Origin of the sequence: Achromobacter sp. E1, assembly GCF_037039475.1 — a bacterium.
GTDB classification, from domain to species: Bacteria; Pseudomonadota; Gammaproteobacteria; order Burkholderiales; family Burkholderiaceae_B; genus Achromobacter; species Achromobacter mucicolens.
Genome location: NZ_CP146253.1, coordinates 2,494,706 through 2,513,269, shown reverse-complemented (window position 1 = coordinate 2,513,269; position 18,564 = coordinate 2,494,706). Strand labels below are relative to the sequence as shown.

At 65.0% G+C, this 18,564-nt stretch carries 17 protein-coding genes; 10 read left to right on the top strand and 7 right to left on the bottom strand.

The genetic code is table 11. From position 1 onward, the window contains the following. From pyrH to rpsB, 3 genes are all read right to left on the bottom strand, one after another. A complete protein-coding gene (gene pyrH, locus V6V88_RS11490; protein ID WP_056316757.1) occupies nt 1–717 on the bottom strand; it encodes a UMP kinase in 717 nt (238 codons plus the stop codon). Nucleotides 718–897: 180 nt separating this feature from the next. Then, entirely contained in the window at nt 898–1,776 is an 879-nt protein-coding gene (tsf, locus tag V6V88_RS11485; RefSeq protein WP_056316754.1) for a translation elongation factor Ts, read from the bottom strand. A 180-nt stretch (nt 1,777–1,956) separates the two neighbouring features. Further along, nucleotides 1,957–2,706 (bottom strand): 30S ribosomal protein S2, encoded by a 750-nt coding sequence (rpsB, locus tag V6V88_RS11480; protein ID WP_063952311.1) that lies wholly within the window; start codon nt 2,704–2,706, stop codon nt 1,957–1,959. An 899-nt stretch (nt 2,707–3,605) separates the two neighbouring features. Between rpsB and map the strand changes: the two genes are divergently transcribed. The 6 genes from map to V6V88_RS11450 all read left to right on the top strand — a co-directional run bounded on the left by map (nt 3,606) and on the right by V6V88_RS11450 (nt 10,229). After that, the gene (map, locus tag V6V88_RS11475) at nt 3,606–4,427 is read left to right on the top strand and encodes a type I methionyl aminopeptidase (protein WP_056316747.1); all 822 of its coding nucleotides are present in this window, start codon (nt 3,606–3,608) and stop codon (nt 4,425–4,427) included. A 16-nt stretch (nt 4,428–4,443) separates the two neighbouring features. Further along, complete coding sequence (locus V6V88_RS11470; protein WP_280002641.1) at nt 4,444–7,050, top strand: [protein-PII] uridylyltransferase; 2,607 nt, start codon at nt 4,444–4,446, stop codon at nt 7,048–7,050. 68 nt (nt 7,051–7,118) lie between these two features. Then, on the top strand, nt 7,119–7,832 hold the full coding sequence (locus V6V88_RS11465) for a MarC family protein (RefSeq protein ID WP_056316742.1): 714 nt from the start codon (nt 7,119–7,121) through the stop codon (nt 7,830–7,832). Nucleotides 7,833–7,881: 49 nt separating this feature from the next. Next, complete coding sequence (locus V6V88_RS11460; protein WP_062841381.1) at nt 7,882–8,364, top strand: disulfide bond formation protein B; 483 nt, start codon at nt 7,882–7,884, stop codon at nt 8,362–8,364. 13 nt (nt 8,365–8,377) lie between these two features. Continuing rightward, nucleotides 8,378–8,899 (top strand): YgjP-like metallopeptidase domain-containing protein, encoded by a 522-nt coding sequence (locus tag V6V88_RS11455; RefSeq protein ID WP_223575376.1) that lies wholly within the window; start codon nt 8,378–8,380, stop codon nt 8,897–8,899. A 109-nt stretch (nt 8,900–9,008) separates the two neighbouring features. Further along, nucleotides 9,009–10,229 (top strand): ISL3 family transposase, encoded by a 1,221-nt coding sequence (locus tag V6V88_RS11450; protein ID WP_338615745.1) that lies wholly within the window; start codon nt 9,009–9,011, stop codon nt 10,227–10,229. Nucleotides 10,230–10,289: 60 nt separating this feature from the next. On the opposite strand, the gene purF is transcribed toward V6V88_RS11450, so the two are convergent. The 4 genes from purF to folC all read right to left on the bottom strand — a co-directional run bounded on the left by purF (nt 10,290) and on the right by folC (nt 14,546). Further along, nucleotides 10,290–11,810, bottom strand: coding sequence for an amidophosphoribosyltransferase (gene purF, locus V6V88_RS11445; protein ID WP_062841383.1), 1,521 nt, complete (start codon nt 11,808–11,810; stop codon nt 10,290–10,292). A gap of 30 nt (nt 11,811–11,840) precedes the next feature. After that, nucleotides 11,841–12,329: a CvpA family protein gene (locus V6V88_RS11440; protein ID WP_056316730.1), complete on the bottom strand. Its 489-nt coding sequence runs from the start codon at nt 12,327–12,329 to the stop codon at nt 11,841–11,843. Beyond that, a complete protein-coding gene (locus V6V88_RS11435; RefSeq protein WP_062841384.1) occupies nt 12,329–13,162 on the bottom strand; it encodes an SPOR domain-containing protein in 834 nt (277 codons plus the stop codon). The genes V6V88_RS11440 and V6V88_RS11435 overlap by 1 nt, the downstream gene beginning before the upstream one ends. A 73-nt stretch (nt 13,163–13,235) precedes the next feature. Then, nucleotides 13,236–14,546 (bottom strand): bifunctional tetrahydrofolate synthase/dihydrofolate synthase, encoded by a 1,311-nt coding sequence (gene folC / locus V6V88_RS11430; RefSeq protein ID WP_056316725.1) that lies wholly within the window; start codon nt 14,544–14,546, stop codon nt 13,236–13,238. A gap of 166 nt (nt 14,547–14,712) precedes the next feature. On the opposite strand from folC, the gene V6V88_RS11425 reads away from it, so the two are divergent. From V6V88_RS11425 to V6V88_RS11410, 4 genes are all read left to right on the top strand, one after another. Next, nucleotides 14,713–15,129: a cupin domain-containing protein gene (locus V6V88_RS11425; protein WP_142055697.1), complete on the top strand. Its 417-nt coding sequence runs from the start codon at nt 14,713–14,715 to the stop codon at nt 15,127–15,129. A gap of 65 nt (nt 15,130–15,194) precedes the next feature. Continuing rightward, nucleotides 15,195–16,166: a tripartite tricarboxylate transporter substrate binding protein gene (locus V6V88_RS11420; RefSeq protein WP_338619286.1), complete on the top strand. Its 972-nt coding sequence runs from the start codon at nt 15,195–15,197 to the stop codon at nt 16,164–16,166. Further along, the gene (locus tag V6V88_RS11415; RefSeq protein ID WP_338619285.1) at nt 16,163–17,404 is read left to right on the top strand and encodes a CoA transferase; all 1,242 of its coding nucleotides are present in this window, start codon (nt 16,163–16,165) and stop codon (nt 17,402–17,404) included. Before V6V88_RS11420 ends, V6V88_RS11415 begins: the two co-directional genes overlap by 4 nt. Next, nucleotides 17,394–18,560, top strand: a complete 1,167-nt coding sequence (locus V6V88_RS11410) for an acyl-CoA dehydrogenase family protein (RefSeq protein ID WP_142055701.1) — start codon at nt 17,394–17,396, stop codon at nt 18,558–18,560. The genes V6V88_RS11415 and V6V88_RS11410 overlap by 11 nt, the downstream gene beginning before the upstream one ends. Nucleotides 18,561–18,564: the final 4 nt, after the last annotated feature.

Here is an 18,564-nt window from a genome sequence, read left to right as displayed (position 1 = left end):
TTAAACGTGTACCAACGTGCCTTCGTCCTCGCCGCTCACGACTCGCTTGAGCGCGCCGGACTTATTGATCGAAAACACCTTGATCGGCAATTTCTGGTCGCGGCACAACGCGAAGGCGGTGGCGTCCATGACTTCAAGGCGGCGAACGATCGCCTCGTCGAAGCTGATGCGCGCGTAACGCGTCGCGGTGGGATCCTTGTTGGGATCCGCACTGTAGATGCCGTCCACCTTGGTGGCCTTCAGCACGATCTCCGCGCCGATTTCGGCGCCGCGCAGTGCCGCAGCCGTGTCGGTGGTGAAGAAGGGATTGCCGGTACCCGCGGCGAAGATCACGACCTTGCCCTCTTCGAGGTAACGCAAGGCCTTGGGCCGGATGTAGGGCTCGACGACCTGATCGATATTCAGCGCGGATTGTACCCGGGTGTCGATACCCTTGTGCTTGAGCGCGTCTTGCAGCGCAAGCGCGTTCATGATGGTGGCCATCATGCCCATGTAGTCGGCGGTGGCGCGGTCCATGCCCTGCGCACCCGGGGCGACGCCACGGAAGATGTTGCCTCCGCCGATGACGATGGCCAATTCGACGCCTGCGGCGGCGACTTCAGCGATCTCATCGGTCATACGGACGATGGTGGAGCGATTGATGCCAAATGCATCGTCGCCCATCAGCGCCTCGCCGGAAAGTTTGAGAAGAACCCGTTTGTATGCCCTGCTGCTCATAGGTGATATCCCGAAGAACAATCCGACGAAAGTGTAAGACAAGAATGGGGTTGACCCCCAGCACCGCGCCCGCCTGGCGGGTTGGCTACCCCATCGGCGTCTGCCTTTGGGGGGGCCATGCGGCGAAAAAGGCCGGACTAGAATTTAATCTAGCGCCGGCCTTTAAGCACTACCTAGAGGTCAGGCGGCGCCAGCGGCGGCGGCGGCAACCTCAGCGGCAAAGTCGCTGGTCTTCTTCTCGATACCTTCGCCGACGACGAACAGCACGAACTTGCTGATCGACGCGCCCTTTTCCTTCAGGTGCTGTTCGACCGTGTGCTTGTCGCTCTTGACGAACGGCTGCGACAGCAGCGTCACTTCCTTCAGGAACTTCACGACCGAGCCTTCGACCATCTTGGCGACGATGTCGGCCGGCTTGCCGGATTCGGCGGCCTTCTGCTCGGCAACCGAGCGCTCGGCGGCGATGTCGGCGGGGTTCACGCCGTCGGCGTTCAGGGCCTTGGGCTTGGTGGCGGCGATGTGCATCGCCAGGTCCTTGCCCACTTCCTCGGCGCCGGTGTATTCGACCAGCACGCCGATCTTGCCGCCGTGCACGTAGCTGGCCAGCGAGTTGGCGGTCTCGATGCGCTCGAAGCGGCGGATCGAGATGTTTTCGCCGATCTTGCCGATCAGGGCGGTACGGGTGGTTTCGACGGTGCCTTCGCCGAAGGGCAGCGCCGACAGCGCGGCCACGTCGGCCGGGTTCTGCGTGGCGACCAGCTCAGCCAGCTTGTTCACAAAGCCGACGAAGTCGTCGTTCTTGGCGACGAAGTCGGTTTCGCAGTTGATTTCGATGACGGCGCCCTTCTTGGCGTCGGCGGAGATGAACAGACCGATCAGGCCTTCGGCGGTGACGCGGGCGGCGGCCTTGCTGGCCTTGTTGCCCAGCTTGACGCGCAGGATTTCCTCGGCGCGGGCCAGGTCGCCTTCGGCTTCCGTCAGGGCCTTCTTGCATTCCATCATGGGCGCGTCAGTCTTTTCGCGCAGTTCCTTGACCAGGGCAGCGGTAATTTCAGCCATGTTTGCTCCAAATTTTGCTAAGACACGCCCCGGCGGGCCGGGGCTGTGATTTGATTCGATGAGACGCCCGCACGTGTCGGGCCTGGAAGATGGGAGCCCAGCTTCGCAGCGCCGACGGGGCGAAAGCGGACCAGATTCGGCGCCGCTTCCAGACCTTACCCGCCGGACATGACAACAGGCTTAGGCCTGGTTGTCTTGCACTTCGACGAACTCTTCCTGACCTTCGCCCAGCTCTTCGACCAGACCGTTCAGGTTTTGCTCGCGGCCTTCCAGGACGGCGTCGGCGATGCCCTTGGCGTACAGCGCGATGGCCTTGGCCGAGTCGTCGTTGCCGGGGATGACGTAGTCGATGCCTTCGGGCGAGTGGTTGGTGTCAACCACGGCGACCACGGGGATGCCCAGGGTCTTGGCTTCGGCGATGGCGATCTTGTGGTAGCCGACGTCGATCACGAACATGGCATCGGGCAGACCGTTCATGTCCTTGATGCCGCCGATCGACTTGTTCAGCTTGTCCAGTTCGCGTTGGAACAGCAGGCCTTCCTTCTTGATCATGCGCTCGGCGCCGCCTTCGGCGACCACGGCTTCCATGTCCTTCAGGCGCTTGACCGAGGTCTTGACCGTCTTGAAGTTGGTCAGCATGCCGCCGAGCCAGCGGGCGTCGACGTAGGGCATGCCGCAACGGGCGGCTTCAGCAGCGACCAGCTCGCGAGCGGCGCGCTTCGTGCCGACGAACAGGATGTTGCCGCCGCGAGCAGCCAGCTGCTTCACGAACTTGGTGGCTTCCTGGTACTTATCAACCGTCTTTTCGAGGTTGATGATGTGAATCTTGTTGCGGTGACCGAAGATGTACTGAGCCATCTTGGGGTTCCAGTAACGGGTCTGGTGACCAAAGTGGACACCCGCTTCCAGCATTTCGCGCATCAAAGACATTTAATTCTCCAAGGGTTGGTTTCTTGCGCCGCACCTGCATCAGCATCTTGCTGACACCCTGGGTGGTGTTGCGCGCGATTTCCCGCAAAACGCGGGATGACAAAGATTTTAACCGGGCCGGCCGATCACTGCCGCAATAACTACGACGCTCCAGGCGCGTTGCCTGTAGCGGCTCGCCTTTAACGACTTCTACTACGCTGCCGCGATAAACCCAGACGGCCGCCACCACAAGATTCTTGCATTGCGTCTTTCCGACACTCCAGGAGATTCCTGGAAGTTTCTTCGAGACGCACCCGGAGTTGTTTTGTTGGCGGCGAAATCCAGTTCTTCGCAAACGTGGCCGCTAGGCCAGCCCGCGCATCAGGCCGCTGTGGCAGTTCTTCAGGATCCTTTTCAGGAATGCCCTTTTCAGGGCGCGCTTTTCAGCGCATTTCCAAGAACTTAATCCAGCGCCCATACCGAACCTGCATCGCCGCTCGAAAACACTTCCGGGCTTGCAAGCACACCGCGCCCAGCTGGCGGCGGCATTCATGTCCGGAACGCATCCGGCTGGATCCCGACCAAAGCCCGGCTGCTTCCCAACACCCTGCGGCTTGCCCGAATTCGCTCCACAACCTTCGCTTGCGGTGAAACTTCAGGGCCTGCCGCGAGATCTTACGAAGAACCGCGCATGACCGAAAAATCCTGCCGGGTGTGCCCTGGACCCAAAGGCCAGCACCCGCCGGGTTTGGCTGGGGGTCAGACTGCCTGAGCGGTGGCTTTTGCCGAAGCTCTTGCCATGGCGCTGGCGGTGCAGACCCTTCTTGCCGGTAACCCGATTGCTCCCCAAATTTTTAGGGAAGCCTATAATTCTACTATTCTTTCAAGCAGACATTCAAGCGACACATCGCAAGCTTTCCATGGGCACAATCACTGATCCGGCCGACCTGGCCAAGATGCGCGCCGCCTGCCAGGACGCCGCCAAAGTTCTCGATTTCATCACGCCGCACGTCAAACCGGGCGTTACCACGGGCGAACTCGACCGCCTCTGCCTGGAGTACCTGACCGACGAACTGAAGGTGAAGTCCGCCACGGTCGGCTACGCACCCCCCGGCTACCCGCCCTTCCCCGGCGCCATCTGTACCTCCGTGAATCACCAGGTGTGCCACGGCATCCCGGGCGACAAGGTGCTGAAAAATGGGGACTCATTGAACATCGACGTCACCATCATCAAGGATGGCTGGTTCGGCGACACGAGCCGGATGTACGCGGTGGGCGAACAGTCCATTTTGTCCCGGCGCCTGTCCGACATCACGTTCGAGTGCATGTGGAAGGGCATCCAGCAGGTCAAGAACGGCGCCACCCTGGGCGACATCGGCAATGCGATCCAGAAGCACGCCGAGTCCAACGGATTTTCGGTGGTGCGCGAATTCTGCGGCCACGGCATCGGGCAGCGCTTTCACGAAGATCCCCAAGTCCTGCACTACGGCAAGCCCGGCACGGGCGTGAAGCTGGTGACCGGCATGCTGTTCACGATCGAACCGATGATCAACGCCGGACGCCGCGAAATCCGCCAACTGGCCGACGGCTGGACCGTGGTCACGCGCGACCACAGCCTGTCCGCGCAATGGGAACACGCCGTCTGCGTGACGGAGACCGGCTACGAGGTCCTGACCCTGTCGCCCGGCATGCCCCAGCCGCCCGCGTTCATCACCGAACCCATCGTCATCCCCGCCGTCTGAAGCACCGCAGCCACCCATGACCGCCGAAATCCTTACCCAGCTGCGCGAACGCATTCAGGAATCCCGGCGGGCCGCGGTGGCCCAGTTCCGGGAACACGAACGCCCCGACATCCTGCTGACCGAACTGCGGCGCATCGTGGATGCCGCCCTGCGGGATCTGGTCAAGCATTGCCCGCTGCCGGTCGGCGCCACGCTGGCGGCCGTGGGGGGCTATGGCCGGGGCGAGCTCTACCCCCACTCCGACGTCGATCTGCTGATCCTGCTGCCGCATGCGCCGACGCCCGACGAGGAAAGCGCGATCGAAAAGCTGGTGGCGTCGCTGTGGGATCTGGGACTGGAGCCGGGCCACAGCGTGCGCACCATCGAGGACTGCGAACGCGAGGCGGATGCCGACATCACCGTGGAAACCGCCCTGCTGGAATCCCGCTGGCTGGCCGGCAGCCGCGTGCTGATGCGCAAGTTCGACGCGGCCACCAAGTCGCGGCTCGATCCGCAAGCGTTCTTTCTGGCCAAGCGCGTCGAAATGCAGCAGCGCCACGGGCGCTACCACGACACGCCCTACGCGCTGGAACCCAATTGCAAGGAATCGCCGGGCGGGCTGCGCGATCTGCAGGTCATCCTGTGGATGGCCCGGGCCGCCGGGTTTGGCAACAACTGGCGCTCGGTGGCGCAGGCGGGTCTGCTGACCTCGTCCGAGGCGCGCGACCTGCGCAAGGCCGAGCAAGCCTTCAAGCGCCTGCGCATCGAACTGCACCTGCTTGCCAACCGGCGCGAAGACCGGGTGCTGTTCGACCTGCAGCCCGCGCTGGCCGAGGTCTACGGCATCCATGCGACTGCCACGCGACGCGGCAGCGAACTGCTGATGCAGCGCTACTACTGGGCGGCGCGGCTGGTGACACAGCTGAACGGCATCCTGGTGCAGAACATCGAGGAGCGGCTGTTTCCCCGTCCCGACAGCGACGCGCGCGACATCGACGACGATTTCCGCAACCTGCGCGACCGCCTGGACATCATTCGGGACGACGGCTTCGAGCGCAATCCCACCCTGCTCCTGCGCGCCTTTTTGGTGATGCAGCAGCACCCCGAGCTGACGGGCATGTCTGCCCGCACGCTGCGCGCCATCTGGCATTCGCGTCACCGCATCGACGCGCAGTTCCGCCGCAATCCGGTCAACCGCAAGCTGTTCCTGCAGATCCTGCAGCAGCCGCGCGGCATCGTCCACGAATTGCGGCGCATGACCATGCTGAACATCCTGCCGCGCTACCTGCCGGTGTTCCGCCGCATCGTGGGCCAGATGCAGCACGATCTTTTCCACGCCTATACGGTGGACCAGCACACGCTTGCGGTGGTGCGCAACCTGCGCCGTTTCACCATGCCCGAGCACGCGCAGGAATATCCGTTGGCCAGCCAGCTGATCGCGGGCCTGGACCGTCACTGGCTGCTGTACGTGGCCGCGCTGTTTCACGACATCGCCAAGGGCCGCGGCGGCGACCATTCTGAACTGGGCGCGCGCGAGGTTCGCAAGTTTGCCGCCGACCACGGCATGGACCCCGAAGACGCCAAGCTGGTGGAGTTCTTGGTGCGCCAGCATCTGCTGATGTCTGCGGTGGCGCAAAAGCGGGATCTGTCCGACCCCGACGTGGTGAAGGAGTTTGCCGCGACGGTCAAGGACGAACGCCATCTGACCGCGCTGTATCTGCTGACGGTGGCCGACATCCGCGGCACCAGCCCCAAGGTCTGGAACGCCTGGAAGGGCAAGCTGCTGGAAGACCTGTACAAGCTGACGCTGGCCGCGCTGGGCGGCGCCCATGCCGACGCCCATACGGTGCTGGCTGAACGCAAGGAAGAAGCGGCGCGGCTGACGCGCCTGGCCGGTCTGCGCGACGACGCACGCGAAGCCTTCTGGAATCAGCTGGACGTGGCGTACTTCCTGCGGCACGACGCCTCGGACATCGCCTGGCACACGCGCCACCTGTACCACCAGGTCGAGCCCGCGCGGGCCGTGGTCAAGGCGCGCCCAACCGAGCAGGGCGAAGGCCTGCAGATCATGGTCTACACGCGCGATGCCCCCGACCTGTTCGTGGCGATCTGCGGCTATTTCGACGCCAAGTCCCTGTCCATTCAGGACGCCCGCATCCACACGACCCGCCATGGCTGGGCGCTGGACAGCTTCATCGTGCTGCTGCCGGAAGGCGCCAGCGACCTGCGGGCGCAGGCCACGCTGGTCGAGCACGAACTGGCCGAGCGGCTGAAGGACCCGCAGGCAGCCGCGCAGGCCCAGCCCGGGCGCGGCGGATGGTACGGACGCGGCCGGCAATCGCGCGTGTCTCGCGTGTTTCCGGTCATGCCGCAGGCCGAGCTGCAGCCGGACGAGCGCAGCACATCGTGGCGCCTGTCCGTCACGGCGACCGACCGGCCGGGACTGCTGCATGCCCTGGCGCGCGTCTTTGCCCGCCACGAGGTCAACCTGCTCATGGCCAAGATCATGACGCTGGGAGACCGCGTCGAGGACGTGTTCATCGTGGACGGATCCGCCCTGGCGCGCCCCCGCAGCCAGATGCAGTTCGAACGCGACATCCTGGACGCGCTTTCCGGCGACACGGCCCAGCAGCGCGCCGCCTGAGCCCGCATCGCCAGACCCCGCCCGGACCGCATACAATCCGGGTTTTCGGCCAGGCGATGCTTGCTCCCATGCAGCTCAATGACTATCTGCGCGTTTTCGGTGGCAGCTTTTTCTTCGCGCTGGCCACGCTGCTGCCGTTTCTGAACCCACCCGCGATCGCCCCCATCTTCCTCTCGCTGACCGAGGGCGCTTCGTCCGCCACACGGGTGGTGCTGGCCAAGCGCGTCGCCACCAACGTGTGCCTGATGCTGATCGTGGCCATGGTGGCGGGCAACGTGCTTCTCAGCTTCTTTGGAATCTCGCTGTCGATCGTGCGCGTGGGCGGGGGCATGCTGGTGATCGCCAGCGCCTGGCGGCTGGTGAACTCGCCAGATGCCGACACCGAACGCGTCGCCCGCATGGCCGAATCGTTCACCCCCGAAATGGCCAAGGCCCGCGCGTTCTATCCGCTAACCTTTCCCATCAGCTGCGGTCCCGGCTCCATCGCGGCCGCCATCACGGTCGGCGTCTCGCTGCGAGACCAGAATCACGCATTGAGCCTGGTGCGCCTGGCCGGCTCCATTCCTGGCATCATCGTCGTTTCGCTCACGCTTTATGTCTGCTTGCGCTTTGCGGCCCAGATGCTGCACCGCCTGGGAGACAATGGCACCGCTGTCTTCATGCGGCTGTCGGCCTTCATCATGCTGTGCCTGGGGGTGCAGATCTTCTGGGAGGGCGCCCGGGAACTCCTTTTGGGCGTACTGACCCAGGTGATGCAACCAATTCCCGTCCCGAAGGCCTAAGCATGGCCGGCCGTCGCGCCGGCCTCGTCTAACCCATTCCAACGCAACAATGACCTCTCGCTCAGAACGCCTGCTCCGCCTGATCGCCCTCTTCTCCTTCGGCGCCGTGGGCATCGCCCTCGTTTCCCAGCACGTCTTCGACATGCCGCCCTGCGCCTGGTGCGTGTTGCAGCGCCTGATCTACCTGGTGATCGGCGTCGTTGCCCTGGTGGGCGGCTTTGGCGGCGGACGCGCCCTGACGCGGATCTGCGGCTTTCTGGCCGCCCTGCTGTCGCTGTCGGGCATCGTGGCCGCCTGGTACCAGTACAGCGTGGCCGCCAACATGCTCTCGTGCGACCAGACCTTTGCCGATCGTTTCATGACGGGCATCGGCCTGGAAAGCGCCATCCCGTCGCTGTTCGGCATCTACGCCACCTGCATGGACGCCAAGGTGCCGGTGCTGGGCGTTGAATACGCCCTGTGGAGCCTGGCGCTCTTTGTCATCCTGTTCTTCATGGCGCTGCCGGTGGCGTTCAGGCGCGGCCGGGCCTGAACCCGGCGTGCACATGCAGACCCTGAAATACCTTGCCGGCTATCCGGAACCGCTGCTGGCGCAGGCCCAGAAACTGCTCGACCAGGACAAGCTGGGCGCGGCCCTCCTGGCGCGCTATCCGGAAGGCGCGCACGACGTGCGCACCGACAAGGCGCTGTACCAGTACGTGACCGAGCTGAAGAACGCCCACATGCGCAATGGCGACCAGATCAACAAGGTCGCGTTCGACAGCAAGATCCATGTGATTCAGCACGCCCTGGGCCAGCACACCTACATTTCGCGGGTGCAAGGCGGCAAGCTGAAGGCCAAGCACGAGATCCGCGTGGCGACGTTGTTCAGGAACGTGCCCGCGCCATTCCTGAAGATGATCACCGTGCACGAGCTGGCGCACTTGAAGGAGAAGGACCATAACAAGGCCTTCTACAACATGTGCCTGCGCATGGAGCCGCACTACCATCAGTACGAATTCGACCTGCGCCTGTACCTGACGCACCTGGAGGCCACGCGCACGCCGCTTTGGGAAGCGAAAGGCTAGATCGCATCTGCAACGGGTAAAAAAAAGGTTCATCGCGCAATAGCGTGGAGGGATTTGGCAAGTTTTCGTACTCTTGATGGCAGGAATTTGCCATCAGGAGTGCGTGGAGATGCTGGATCGCAAGCTGCTGGAGTCGCTGGGGGGCTGGCAAGGCTATGTCGTCGAACGCGTGGAGTGGCCCGAGGGCGCTGGGCGCACGCTGTCGATCTATTTGAAGCCGACCGCCAAGGTGATGCTGTGCGAGCAGTGCGGCGCACGATGTCGCCAGGTCCATGAGACCACGGTGCGACGGGTTCGAGATCTGCCGTTATTTGAGTACCGGGTTGTTCTTCACGTGCCACGCCGGCGCTTGTTGTGTGAGCAATGCGGTGGCCCGCGCCTGGAGCGGCTTACTTGGCTGGGGCGTTACCAACGGGTGACGGATCGGCTTGCGGCGGCCTGCAGCCAATTGCTGCAATCGAGCAACGTGCAGGCGGTGGCTAGGTTCTTCGAGCTGGGTTGGCATACCGTCAAGACGCTGGACAAGGCCCGGCTCCGAGCATCAGTGCGCGAACCGGATTGGTCCAGGATCGAGTATTTAGCGATGGACGAGTTCGCCCTGCATAAAGGGCATCGGTACGCGACGGTAGTCGTCGATCCGATCAGCAGGCAGGTGCTGTGGATCGGCCCAGGACGCTCACGCGAGACGGCTCGGGCGTTCTTCGAGCAATTGCCGCGTGGGGTCGCCCAACGCATCAAGGCCGTTGCCATCGACATGACTACGGCCTACGAGTTAGAGATCCAGGCCCACTGCCCACAGGCGGAGATCGTCTATGACTTGTTCCATGTCGTGGCCAAGTACGGACGAGAGGTCATTGATCGGGTGCGCGTGGACCAGGCCAACCAACTGCGCCAGGATCGTCCCGCGCGCAGGGTCATCAAATCGAGCCGCTGGCTGCTATTGCGCAACCGCGACAAGCTAGACCGGCAGCAGGCCGTCCGACTCGACGAATTGCTGCACGCCAACCAGCCGCTGCTGACGGTCTATGTCCTGCGGGACGAACTCAAGCGGCTCTGGTTCTACCGAAGACCTGCCTGGGCAAAACAAGCCTGGCACCACTGGTGCGAGCAGGCTGAGCAAAGCGGAATAGCCCCCTTGAACACCTTCGCTCAGCGCCTGAAAGGCTATCTGCATGGCATCCTGGCCAGATGCCGACATCGTCTAAATACCAGCATCGTTGAGGGCATCAACAACACCATCAAGGTCATTAAGCGGCGCGCCTACGGTTACCGAGACCAGGAATACTTCTTCCTCAAAATCCGCGCGGCCTTCCCCGGTAATGCTCAATGAACCAAAAAAAATGCCGTCCCGAGGGACGGCATTTTGTTCTGCGCGAAACGCCGGCGGCGATCAGGCGTCGTCGGAGGTGTGCCCCATGTTGAAGCGCAGGCCGCCCGCGTCTTCGTCCTTGCCGGGCTCGGAGCGCGATTGCCCCAGGCGGGCCAGGTACTCGGGCGTGATGTCGCCGGTGATGTACTGGCCGTCGAAGCACGAGGCCTCGAAGCGCGTCAGCTTGGGATTGATGTCGCGCACGGCCTGCTGCATGTCGTGCAGGTCCTGGTAGACCAGGCTGTCCGCGCCAATGGCGCGGGCGATTTCCTCGTCCGTGCGGCCGGTGGCGATGAGCTCGCTCTGCGTGGGCATGTCGATGCCGTACACGTTGGGGAAGCGCACAGGAGGCGCGGCCGAGGCGAAGTACACCTTGTTGGCGCCGGCGGCGCGGGCCATGTCGACGATCTCGCGGCTGGTCGTGCCGCGCACGATGGAGTCGTCGACCAGCAGCACGTTCTTGCCCTTGAATTCCATGCCGATGGCATTGAGCTTCTGGCGCACCGACTTCCGGCGCACTGCCTGGCCCGGCATGATGAACGTACGGCCCACGTAGCGGTTCTTGATGAGCCCTTCGCGATAGTCCAGGTTCAGGCGTGCGGCAAGCTGCATGGCGGCCGGGCGCGAGGAATCGGGAATCGGCATGACGACGTCGATGTCGCCCAGGCGCATGTTGCGCGCGACCTTGTCGGCCAGGTACTCACCCATGCGCAGGCGCGCGTCGTACACCGACACGCCGTCGATCATCGAATCGGGGCGGGCGAAGTAGACGTATTCGAAAATGCAGGGGACCAGCTGGGGGTTGTCGGCGCACTGGCGGGCCACCATGCGGCCGTCCAGGTCGATGAAGACGGCTTCACCGGGTTCCACGTCGCGCACGAACGTGAATCCGCTGCCTTCAAGCGCCACGGATTCCGAGGCAACCATCCATTCCACGCCCTCTTCGGTTTCCTGGCGGCCAATGCACAGCGGGCGGATGCCGTTGGGATCGCGGAAGGCCAGCAGGCCGTAGCCGGAAATCTGGGCCACGACGGCATAGGCGCCGCGCACGCGCTTGTGCAGGGCGGACACGGCGCGGAACATGGCGTCCTCGTCGAGCGACACGCCGTTGGCGGCCGATTGCAGCTCGTGCGCCAGCACGTTCAAGAGGACTTCGGAATCGGAGTTCGTGTTGATGTGGCGGCGGTCGACGCGATACAGCGACTCGCGCAGCTCACGCCAGTTGGTCAGGTTGCCGTTGTGGGACAACATGATGCCGAACGGGGCATTGACGTAGAACGGCTGGGCCTCTTCCTCGCTGGCGCTGGAGCCGGCGGTGGGATAGCGGACCTGGCCGACGCCCGACGTGCCGGGCAGCGCGCGCATGTTGCGCGTGCGGAAGACGTCGCGCACCAGGCCGTGCGCCTTGTACATATTGAACTGGTTGCCTTGCGACGTCGCAATGCCCGCGGCGTCCTGCCCGCGATGCTGCAACAGCAGCAAGCTGTCATAGAGCAGCTGGTTGACCGGCCCGCGCCCGATGACCCCTACGATTCCACACATGGTGAGATTTCCTGGTTGATTTGAAGCTAATCAGTACGGCAGCCACGTCGCCAGGGTTGGCGGCAGCCACGTCTTGATATGTTTGATGGCCTCGATGGCCGAATGCGAAAACATGGCGTCCTGCCACCACGGCTCTTGCGGCAGCGGCGTATACCCTGCGGCGGCGACCAGCGCCAGCACGATCAATAGACCACGGGCCAGCCCGAACATTCCGCCCAGGCCGTGATCGGCGGGGCTGAGTCCGGTGCTGCGGATCAGGGCGGCAAGCGTCATATTGACTAACCCCACGCCGAGCAACACGATGATGAACACCGCCGCGTAGGAGACTCCCATGCGCAGCAGCGTCGTTTCAATATAGGGCTCCAGCCAGGTGTACACCGTGGGCCCCCACCATATCGCGGCCACGAAGGCCAGCAGATAGGCGACCAGCGACAGCACCTCTTTGAGCAGGCCGCGCACCAGGCCCAGCACACCCGATACCACCAGGATGGCCAGCACGACGAAGTCGAAGCCGGTCACTATTGGGCGGCAATGAAACCATTGTCATAGCCCAGCGTGCGCAACCGCGCCTGGGCCGCCTGGGCCGCCTCGCGCGACGGGAACGGCCCCACGCGCAGACGGTACTGCTGCTTGCCATTGATCGTGGCCTGCTCGACAAAGGCGTTGGTGACGCCGGCCTGATGCAATTTGCCGCGGCGCGACTGGGCGTCTTCGGAAGTCGTGTAGGCAGCGATCTGCAGCACGAAATTGCCCTTCGCGGCGGCGGGTTTGGACGCTTCCGGCTTGGGCGCCGATGCCGGCGCACTGCGGCCCTCGAGCAGCGCCAGGGCGCGCGCGCCGTCATCGGAACGCGTTTCAGGCTTGGCCGGCGTGGTCGGCTTGGCGGGCTCGGGCTTGGGCTTGGTTTCGGGCTTAGGCGGCGTGGCCGGCGGGACGGCAGGCGTCGCGGGCGGGGTGGCCGGCTGCGTGGTGTGGGGCGTGGTGGGCGTGCCGGACGCGGCGGCCACGGGCGGCACGGAATTCACGGCGGGAGGCGTAGGCACCGCAGCCGGGTCGGTGGCCCCGGACGCCGAGGGGTCGGCGGGAGCGGCAACCTGGGGTTCGGAGACCTGAGGCTGGAACGGCGTCGTGCGTTCCGGCACCTTGATGGGGATGTTGTCGTCGACCGGGGCGGGCTGAGAGTCCAGCACCATGGGCAGGATGATGACTGCGGCCAGCACCAGCGCCACTGCGCCCGCAAGCCTGCGCCGCGCACGGCCGCGCAACTCGGCCGCCTGGACCTCGCTGGGCACGGCAGCCCGTTTGGAGGCCTGCGCCTGCTCGGCAGGATCTTTGCGTTTGAAAAAACCCATGGAAGAGAATTCCTTGCGGCGCCTTGCGGCATTGCGGCGGTACGGCCGCCATGACGCGAATGGCCCGATTTGCCTATGCCTTGCGACCCAGAGCCTGCAAAACGGAGGCTACGGTGAGAAACGATCCAAATACGACGATTCTATCATTCTCCCCTGCCCGTTCGCGCGCTGCGGCAAAGGCTTGAGCGGGATCGGCGTAGGCCTGGATGCCGGGGCTTTCGCTGCCGGCGGGCAGCGGTGGGAGAGCCGCGCCGACCTGGTCCGCAAGCGCCTGGCCCGGGGTGCCTCGCGGTCCGGGCAGGCCCGCGCAATACCAGTAGTCTATGCGGGAACCGAGCTTGGCCACCACGCCGGCGAGATCCTTGTCGTTCAGCATGCCGAACACCGCGTGGGTGTAGGGATGAAAGCCCATGTTGTCCAGGTTCTGCGCCAGCACGGCGGCGGCGTGCGGGTTGTGCGCGACGTCCAGGATGACCGTGGGCTGGCCCGGCAGGATCTGGAAGCGGCCTGGCAGCGAAGCTTGCAGCAGCCCCAGGCGCACGGCCTGCTGCTGCACGGGCAGCCGGTCGCGCACGGATTCCAGCGCGGCCAGCGCCGCCGAGGCGTTGAGCAATTGGTTGGCGCCGCGCAGCGCCGGATACGCCATCGCGCTGCGGCGCTGTTCGCGCCCGCCGTAGGCCCACTGCTGGCGGTCGCCCGAATAGTTGTAGTCGCGCCCGAAAAGCCACAGGTCCGCGCCGATCTCCTGGACGTAATCCAGCAGCGACTGCGGGGGCACCGGGTCGCTGCAGATGGCCGGCCGGCCGCTGCGGTAGATATGGGCTTTTTCGAAACCGATCTTTTCGCGCGTGTCGCCCAGCCAGTCGGTGTGATCGAGGTCGACGCTGGTGACGATGGCGCAGTCGGCGTCGACGATGTTCACGGCATCCAGGCGTCCGCCCAGGCCGACTTCGAGGACGACGGCGTCGAGCCGCGACTGCGAGAACAGGCGCAGAATGGCCAGCGTGGTGAATTCAAAGTAAGTCAGCGACACGTCGCCGCGCGCGGCTTCGACGGCCTGGAACTGGGCGATGAGGTCCTGGTCGGACGCGATCTGCCCGTTGACGCGGGCGCGCTCGTTGAAGTCGATGAGGTGCGGCGAGGTGTACAGGCCCACCTTGTAGCCCGCCGCAAGCAGGATGGCCTCGAGCATGGCACAGGTGGAGCCTTTGCCGTTGGTGCCGCCGACGACGAACTTCACGCCGGGCAGCGACAGCGCCATGCGGTCCGCGACCTGGCGCACCCGGTCCAGACCCATGTCGATCGCCGTGGCGTGGATGGACTCCAGGTACTGCAGCCAATCAGACAGGTTGGCGGCGGCGTCAGGCGTGCGGACAGAAGACATGAGGCGGGTTCGCGAAAGGAAATCAGCCTGCGATTTTAGCAGTCCGCGCCCGGTGTTTTCCCTAATCCCCTAGGGCGCGGCCCGGTATCCCGGAACAAAAAGTGCTTGCCCATGTTTTTCTCATACGTAAAAATAAATTCATGTATGAAAAATATAAGGAAGAGACATGACGCAGCGCGATACCCCGAGCTGGCTGGTGCGTGAAGCCGACGTCCCCGGTTACCACCCGGCCAACCACACCGGCACCCTCAACCGCCGGCTGATCAGCCCGGACACCGTGGGCGCCCGCGGGGTGGAAGTCCTGCTGGGCGTGATCGACAAGGGCAAGGGCGCGCTGCCGCACGCGCATCCCGGCATTGAACAGGTCTGCTACCTGATTTCGGGCACCGCCCGCGCCCAGGTGCAGGACGAATGGGCCGACATGGGCCCGGGCGACTGCTGCTACTTTCCGCCTGACATCCCCCACGTCTTCACGGTGACGAGCGACGAGCCCGCCCGGCTGCTGGTCATCTACACGCCCCCGTACGAAGAATCCCCCGACCGCGTAATACGCGATTTTCCGGCGTCACCCTCGGCCGCTTGACGCGGCTTGACCCAGGCAGCGGCCGCAGAGCCGCGCCGCATTCCATAAAAACAGGAGACACACCCATGCAATCCCTACGCCTGCTGGGCGCCGCGCTAGTGAGCGGCGCCGCCTTGATGGCCGCTGGCCCCGCGCACGCCGCCGATTACCCCGCCAAGCCCATCACCCTCGTGGTGCCCTTTCCCGCCGGATCCGGCACGGACGCCGTGGGCCGCATCTTCGGGGCCGAACTGTCGACCATCCTTGGCCAGCAGGTCGTGGTCGAGAACAAGCCCGGCGCCAACGCGACGATCGCGGCCAACTACGTGGCGCGCGCCAAGCCGGACGGCTACACGCTCTTCGTCACCACCAACACGTCCCATTCCGCCGCGCCATGGCTGATGAAGAACGTGCCATACGACCCGGTGAAGGATTTCACCCCCATCGCGCGGGGCGGCAACCTGCCCTTCATCCTGGTCGTGAACCCGAAGCGTCCCTGGAAGACGGTGGCTGACCTGGTGGCCGACGCCAAGAAGAATCCCGGCCGCATCACCTATGCCAGCGGCAACAGCACGGGCATCGTCGCCGGCGCAACACTGGCCAACCGCGCCAAGATCGATATCCTGCACGTGCCCTACAAAGGCACGCCGCAGAGCCTGACGGACGTGGTGGGCGGCCAGGTGGACTTCATGTTCACCGATCTGGCCTCGGGCCTGCCGTTCGTGCAGTCGGGGCAATTGCGCGCCCTGGCCGTGTCCACGGCCGAGCGCAGCGCCATCGTGCCCGACCTGCCATCGATGGCCGAGGCGGGCGTGCCCGACTTCGACCTGAATTCCTGGAATGGCTACTTCGGCCCGGCCGGGATGCCGCCCGAGATCGTGGCCAAGCTGAATGCGGCCATCAACAAGATCGCGGCAAATCCCGATACGAAAAAGCGCCTGGCGGGACTGGGATTTGATGCGTTCTCCAGCACCCCCGAGGCCTTCGCCCAGTTCGTCGGCGAACAGCGCGACCTGTGGGGCAAACTGATCCGCGACGCGGGGATCGAGCAGCAATGATCGACCAGCCCCTGCCCGACACGCCGGCCGCCGGGCCGCTCGCCGGCGTGCGCATCCTGGACTTGAGCTCGGTGGTGATGGGGCCGTATGCGACCCAGGTCCTGGCGGACCTGGGTGCGGACGTCATCAAGGTGGAGTCGCCGGCGGGGGACAACATGCGGGCCGTCGGCCCCATGCGCAACCCGGGCATGGGGCATCTCTACCTGCACCTGAACCGCAACAAGCGGTCGATCGTCCTGGACCTGAAGACCCCCGAGGGCCGGGAGGCCTGCCTGAAACTGGCGGAAGGCTGCGACGCCCTGCTCTACAACATCCGCCCGCAGGCGATGGCGCGGCTGGGGCTGTCGTACGAAGCGGTGGCCGCGCGCAACCCGCGACTTGTCTATGTCGGCGCTTATGGATTCGGCGAGGCCGGCCCCTATGCGGGCCGCCCCGCCTACGACGACCTGATCCAGGGGCAGACCGGCATTGCCGCGCTCTCCGCGCAGCAGAGCGGCGATGTGCCGCGCTATGCGCCGCTGACGCTGGCTGACCGGGCGGTCGGCCTGCACGTCGGCATCGCGCTGGTGTCCGCGGTGCTGGGCGCCCGCACGCTCGGCCGCGGCCAGCAGGTGGAGATCCCGATGTTCGAGGGCATGGCGCACCTGGTGCTGGGCGACCATCTGGGCGGCGCGACCTTCGAGCCGCCGATGGGCCCCACGGGATACGCGCGGCTGCTGGCGCCGCATCGCCGGCCGTACGCCACCGCTGACGGATACATCTGCCTGCTGATTTACAACGACAAGCACTGGCGCAACTTCTTCGCGTTGATCGGGCGTCCCGAGCTGTCGCAGGATCCGCGCTTTTGCACGCACGGCGCCCGCGCGGCGCACATCAGCGAGGTCTACGCCTTCGTGGCCGAGGTGATCGCCACCCGCCCGAGCCAGGAGTGGCTGACGGAACTGGCGCGCGCCGACATTCCCGCCTCGCAGCTCTACACCATCGACGGCCTGCTGCGGGACGAGCACCTGACCGCCACCGGCTTCATCCAGGAAATGGACCACCCGTCGGAGGGCCGCATTCGCACCACCGGAACGCTGGGCCGCTACGAAGGCACGCCGACTTCGATACGGCGCCCTGCCCCGCGCCTCGGGCAGCACAGCCGCGAGGTGCTGGCCGAGGCGGGCTACGGCCAGGAACAGATCGACGCCATGCTTGCCCGTGGCATTACCCAGGACGGAAACAACGATGGACTTTGAATTCACCCCCGACCAACTCGCCCTGCGCGACGCGGTTTCGCGCATCTGCGACCGCTACCCCGACGAATACTGGCTGGAACGAGACCGCGAGGGCGGGTTTCCGGAACCCCTGCACGCGGACCTGGCGCGCGACGGCTGGCTGGGCATCGCGATGCCGCAGGAGTACGGCGGCGCGGGCCTGGGCATGACGGAAGCGGCGCTGATGATGCAGACCATCGCCGCGTCGGGTGCGGGCTTTACCGGCGCCTCGGCCGTCCACATGAACATCTTCGGGCTGAATCCGGTCGTGGTGTTCGGCAGCGATGAACAGCGCGGGCGGTGGCTCGAACCGCTGATCGCCGGCCGGGAAAAGGCCTGTTTTGCGGTCACCGAGCCCGACGCAGGGCTGGACACGACCAAACTGAGCACCCGCGCCGTGCGCCAGGGCGACGAATACATCGTGCATGGCCGCAAGATCTGGATCTCGACGGCCCAGGTGGCCAGCAAGATGCTGCTGTTGGCGCGCACCACGCCGCTGTCCGAGGTGGACAAGCCCACGCAGGGCCTGTCGCTCTTCTACACCGACCTGGACCGGGAAAAGATCGAGGTGCGTGAGATTGAAAAAATGGGCCGCAAGGCGGTCGATTCGAACATGCTGTTCATCGATGGCCTGCGTATTCCGGTGGCCGATCGTATCGGCGAGGAAGGCCGCGGCTTTGAATACATCCTGCATGGCTTGAATCCCGAGCGCATCCTGATCGCCGCCGAAGCGGTGGGAATCGGCCGCGCGGCGCTGGACCGGGCGGTCAAGTATGCCGGCGAACGCACCGTGTTCGGCCGCCCCATCGGCAAGAACCAGGGCATCCAGCACCCGCTTGCCCAGGCGTGGATGCAGTTGGAGGCCGCGGACCTGATGGTGTTCAAGGCGGCCAGCCTGTACGACGCGGGCAAGCCCTGCGGCCCAGCCGCCAACTCGGCCAAGTACCTGGCGGCCGAAGCGGGCTACAACGCCTGCCAGACGGCGGTGATGACGCTGGGTGGCATGGGCTACGCCAAGGAGTACCACGTGGAGCGGCTGCTGCGCGAAAGCTTCATCCCCCGCATCGCGCCGGTCAGCCCGCAGCTCATCATGTGCTTCATTGCGGAAAAGGTGCTGGGCCTGCCCAAGTCGTACTAAGCAC

What these genes read in the sequence shown, in the direction of transcription:
- pyrH (WP_056316757.1), bottom strand. Translation starts at nt 717, where the DNA reads ATGAGCAGCAGGGCATACAAACGGGTTCTTCTCAAACTTTCCGGCGAG.
- tsf (WP_056316754.1), bottom strand. Translation starts at nt 1,776, where the DNA reads ATGGCTGAAATTACCGCTGCCCTGGTCAAGGAACTGCGCGAAAAGACT.
- rpsB (WP_063952311.1), bottom strand. Translation starts at nt 2,706, where the DNA reads ATGTCTTTGATGCGCGAAATGCTGGAAGCGGGTGTCCACTTTGGTCAC.
- map (WP_056316747.1), top strand. Translation starts at nt 3,606, where the DNA reads ATGGGCACAATCACTGATCCGGCCGACCTGGCCAAGATGCGCGCCGCC.
- V6V88_RS11470 (WP_280002641.1), top strand. Translation starts at nt 4,444, where the DNA reads ATGACCGCCGAAATCCTTACCCAGCTGCGCGAACGCATTCAGGAATCC.
- V6V88_RS11465 (WP_056316742.1), top strand. Translation starts at nt 7,119, where the DNA reads ATGCAGCTCAATGACTATCTGCGCGTTTTCGGTGGCAGCTTTTTCTTC.
- V6V88_RS11460 (WP_062841381.1), top strand. Translation starts at nt 7,882, where the DNA reads ATGACCTCTCGCTCAGAACGCCTGCTCCGCCTGATCGCCCTCTTCTCC.
- V6V88_RS11455 (WP_223575376.1), top strand. Translation starts at nt 8,378, where the DNA reads ATGCAGACCCTGAAATACCTTGCCGGCTATCCGGAACCGCTGCTGGCG.
- V6V88_RS11450 (WP_338615745.1), top strand. Translation starts at nt 9,009, where the DNA reads ATGCTGGATCGCAAGCTGCTGGAGTCGCTGGGGGGCTGGCAAGGCTAT.
- purF (WP_062841383.1), bottom strand. Translation starts at nt 11,810, where the DNA reads ATGTGTGGAATCGTAGGGGTCATCGGGCGCGGGCCGGTCAACCAGCTG.
- V6V88_RS11435 (WP_062841384.1), bottom strand. Translation starts at nt 13,162, where the DNA reads ATGGGTTTTTTCAAACGCAAAGATCCTGCCGAGCAGGCGCAGGCCTCC.
- folC (WP_056316725.1), bottom strand. Translation starts at nt 14,546, where the DNA reads ATGTCTTCTGTCCGCACGCCTGACGCCGCCGCCAACCTGTCTGATTGG.
- V6V88_RS11425 (WP_142055697.1), top strand. Translation starts at nt 14,713, where the DNA reads ATGACGCAGCGCGATACCCCGAGCTGGCTGGTGCGTGAAGCCGACGTC.
- V6V88_RS11420 (WP_338619286.1), top strand. Translation starts at nt 15,195, where the DNA reads ATGCAATCCCTACGCCTGCTGGGCGCCGCGCTAGTGAGCGGCGCCGCC.
- V6V88_RS11415 (WP_338619285.1), top strand. Translation starts at nt 16,163, where the DNA reads ATGATCGACCAGCCCCTGCCCGACACGCCGGCCGCCGGGCCGCTCGCC.
- V6V88_RS11410 (WP_142055701.1), top strand. Translation starts at nt 17,394, where the DNA reads ATGGACTTTGAATTCACCCCCGACCAACTCGCCCTGCGCGACGCGGTT.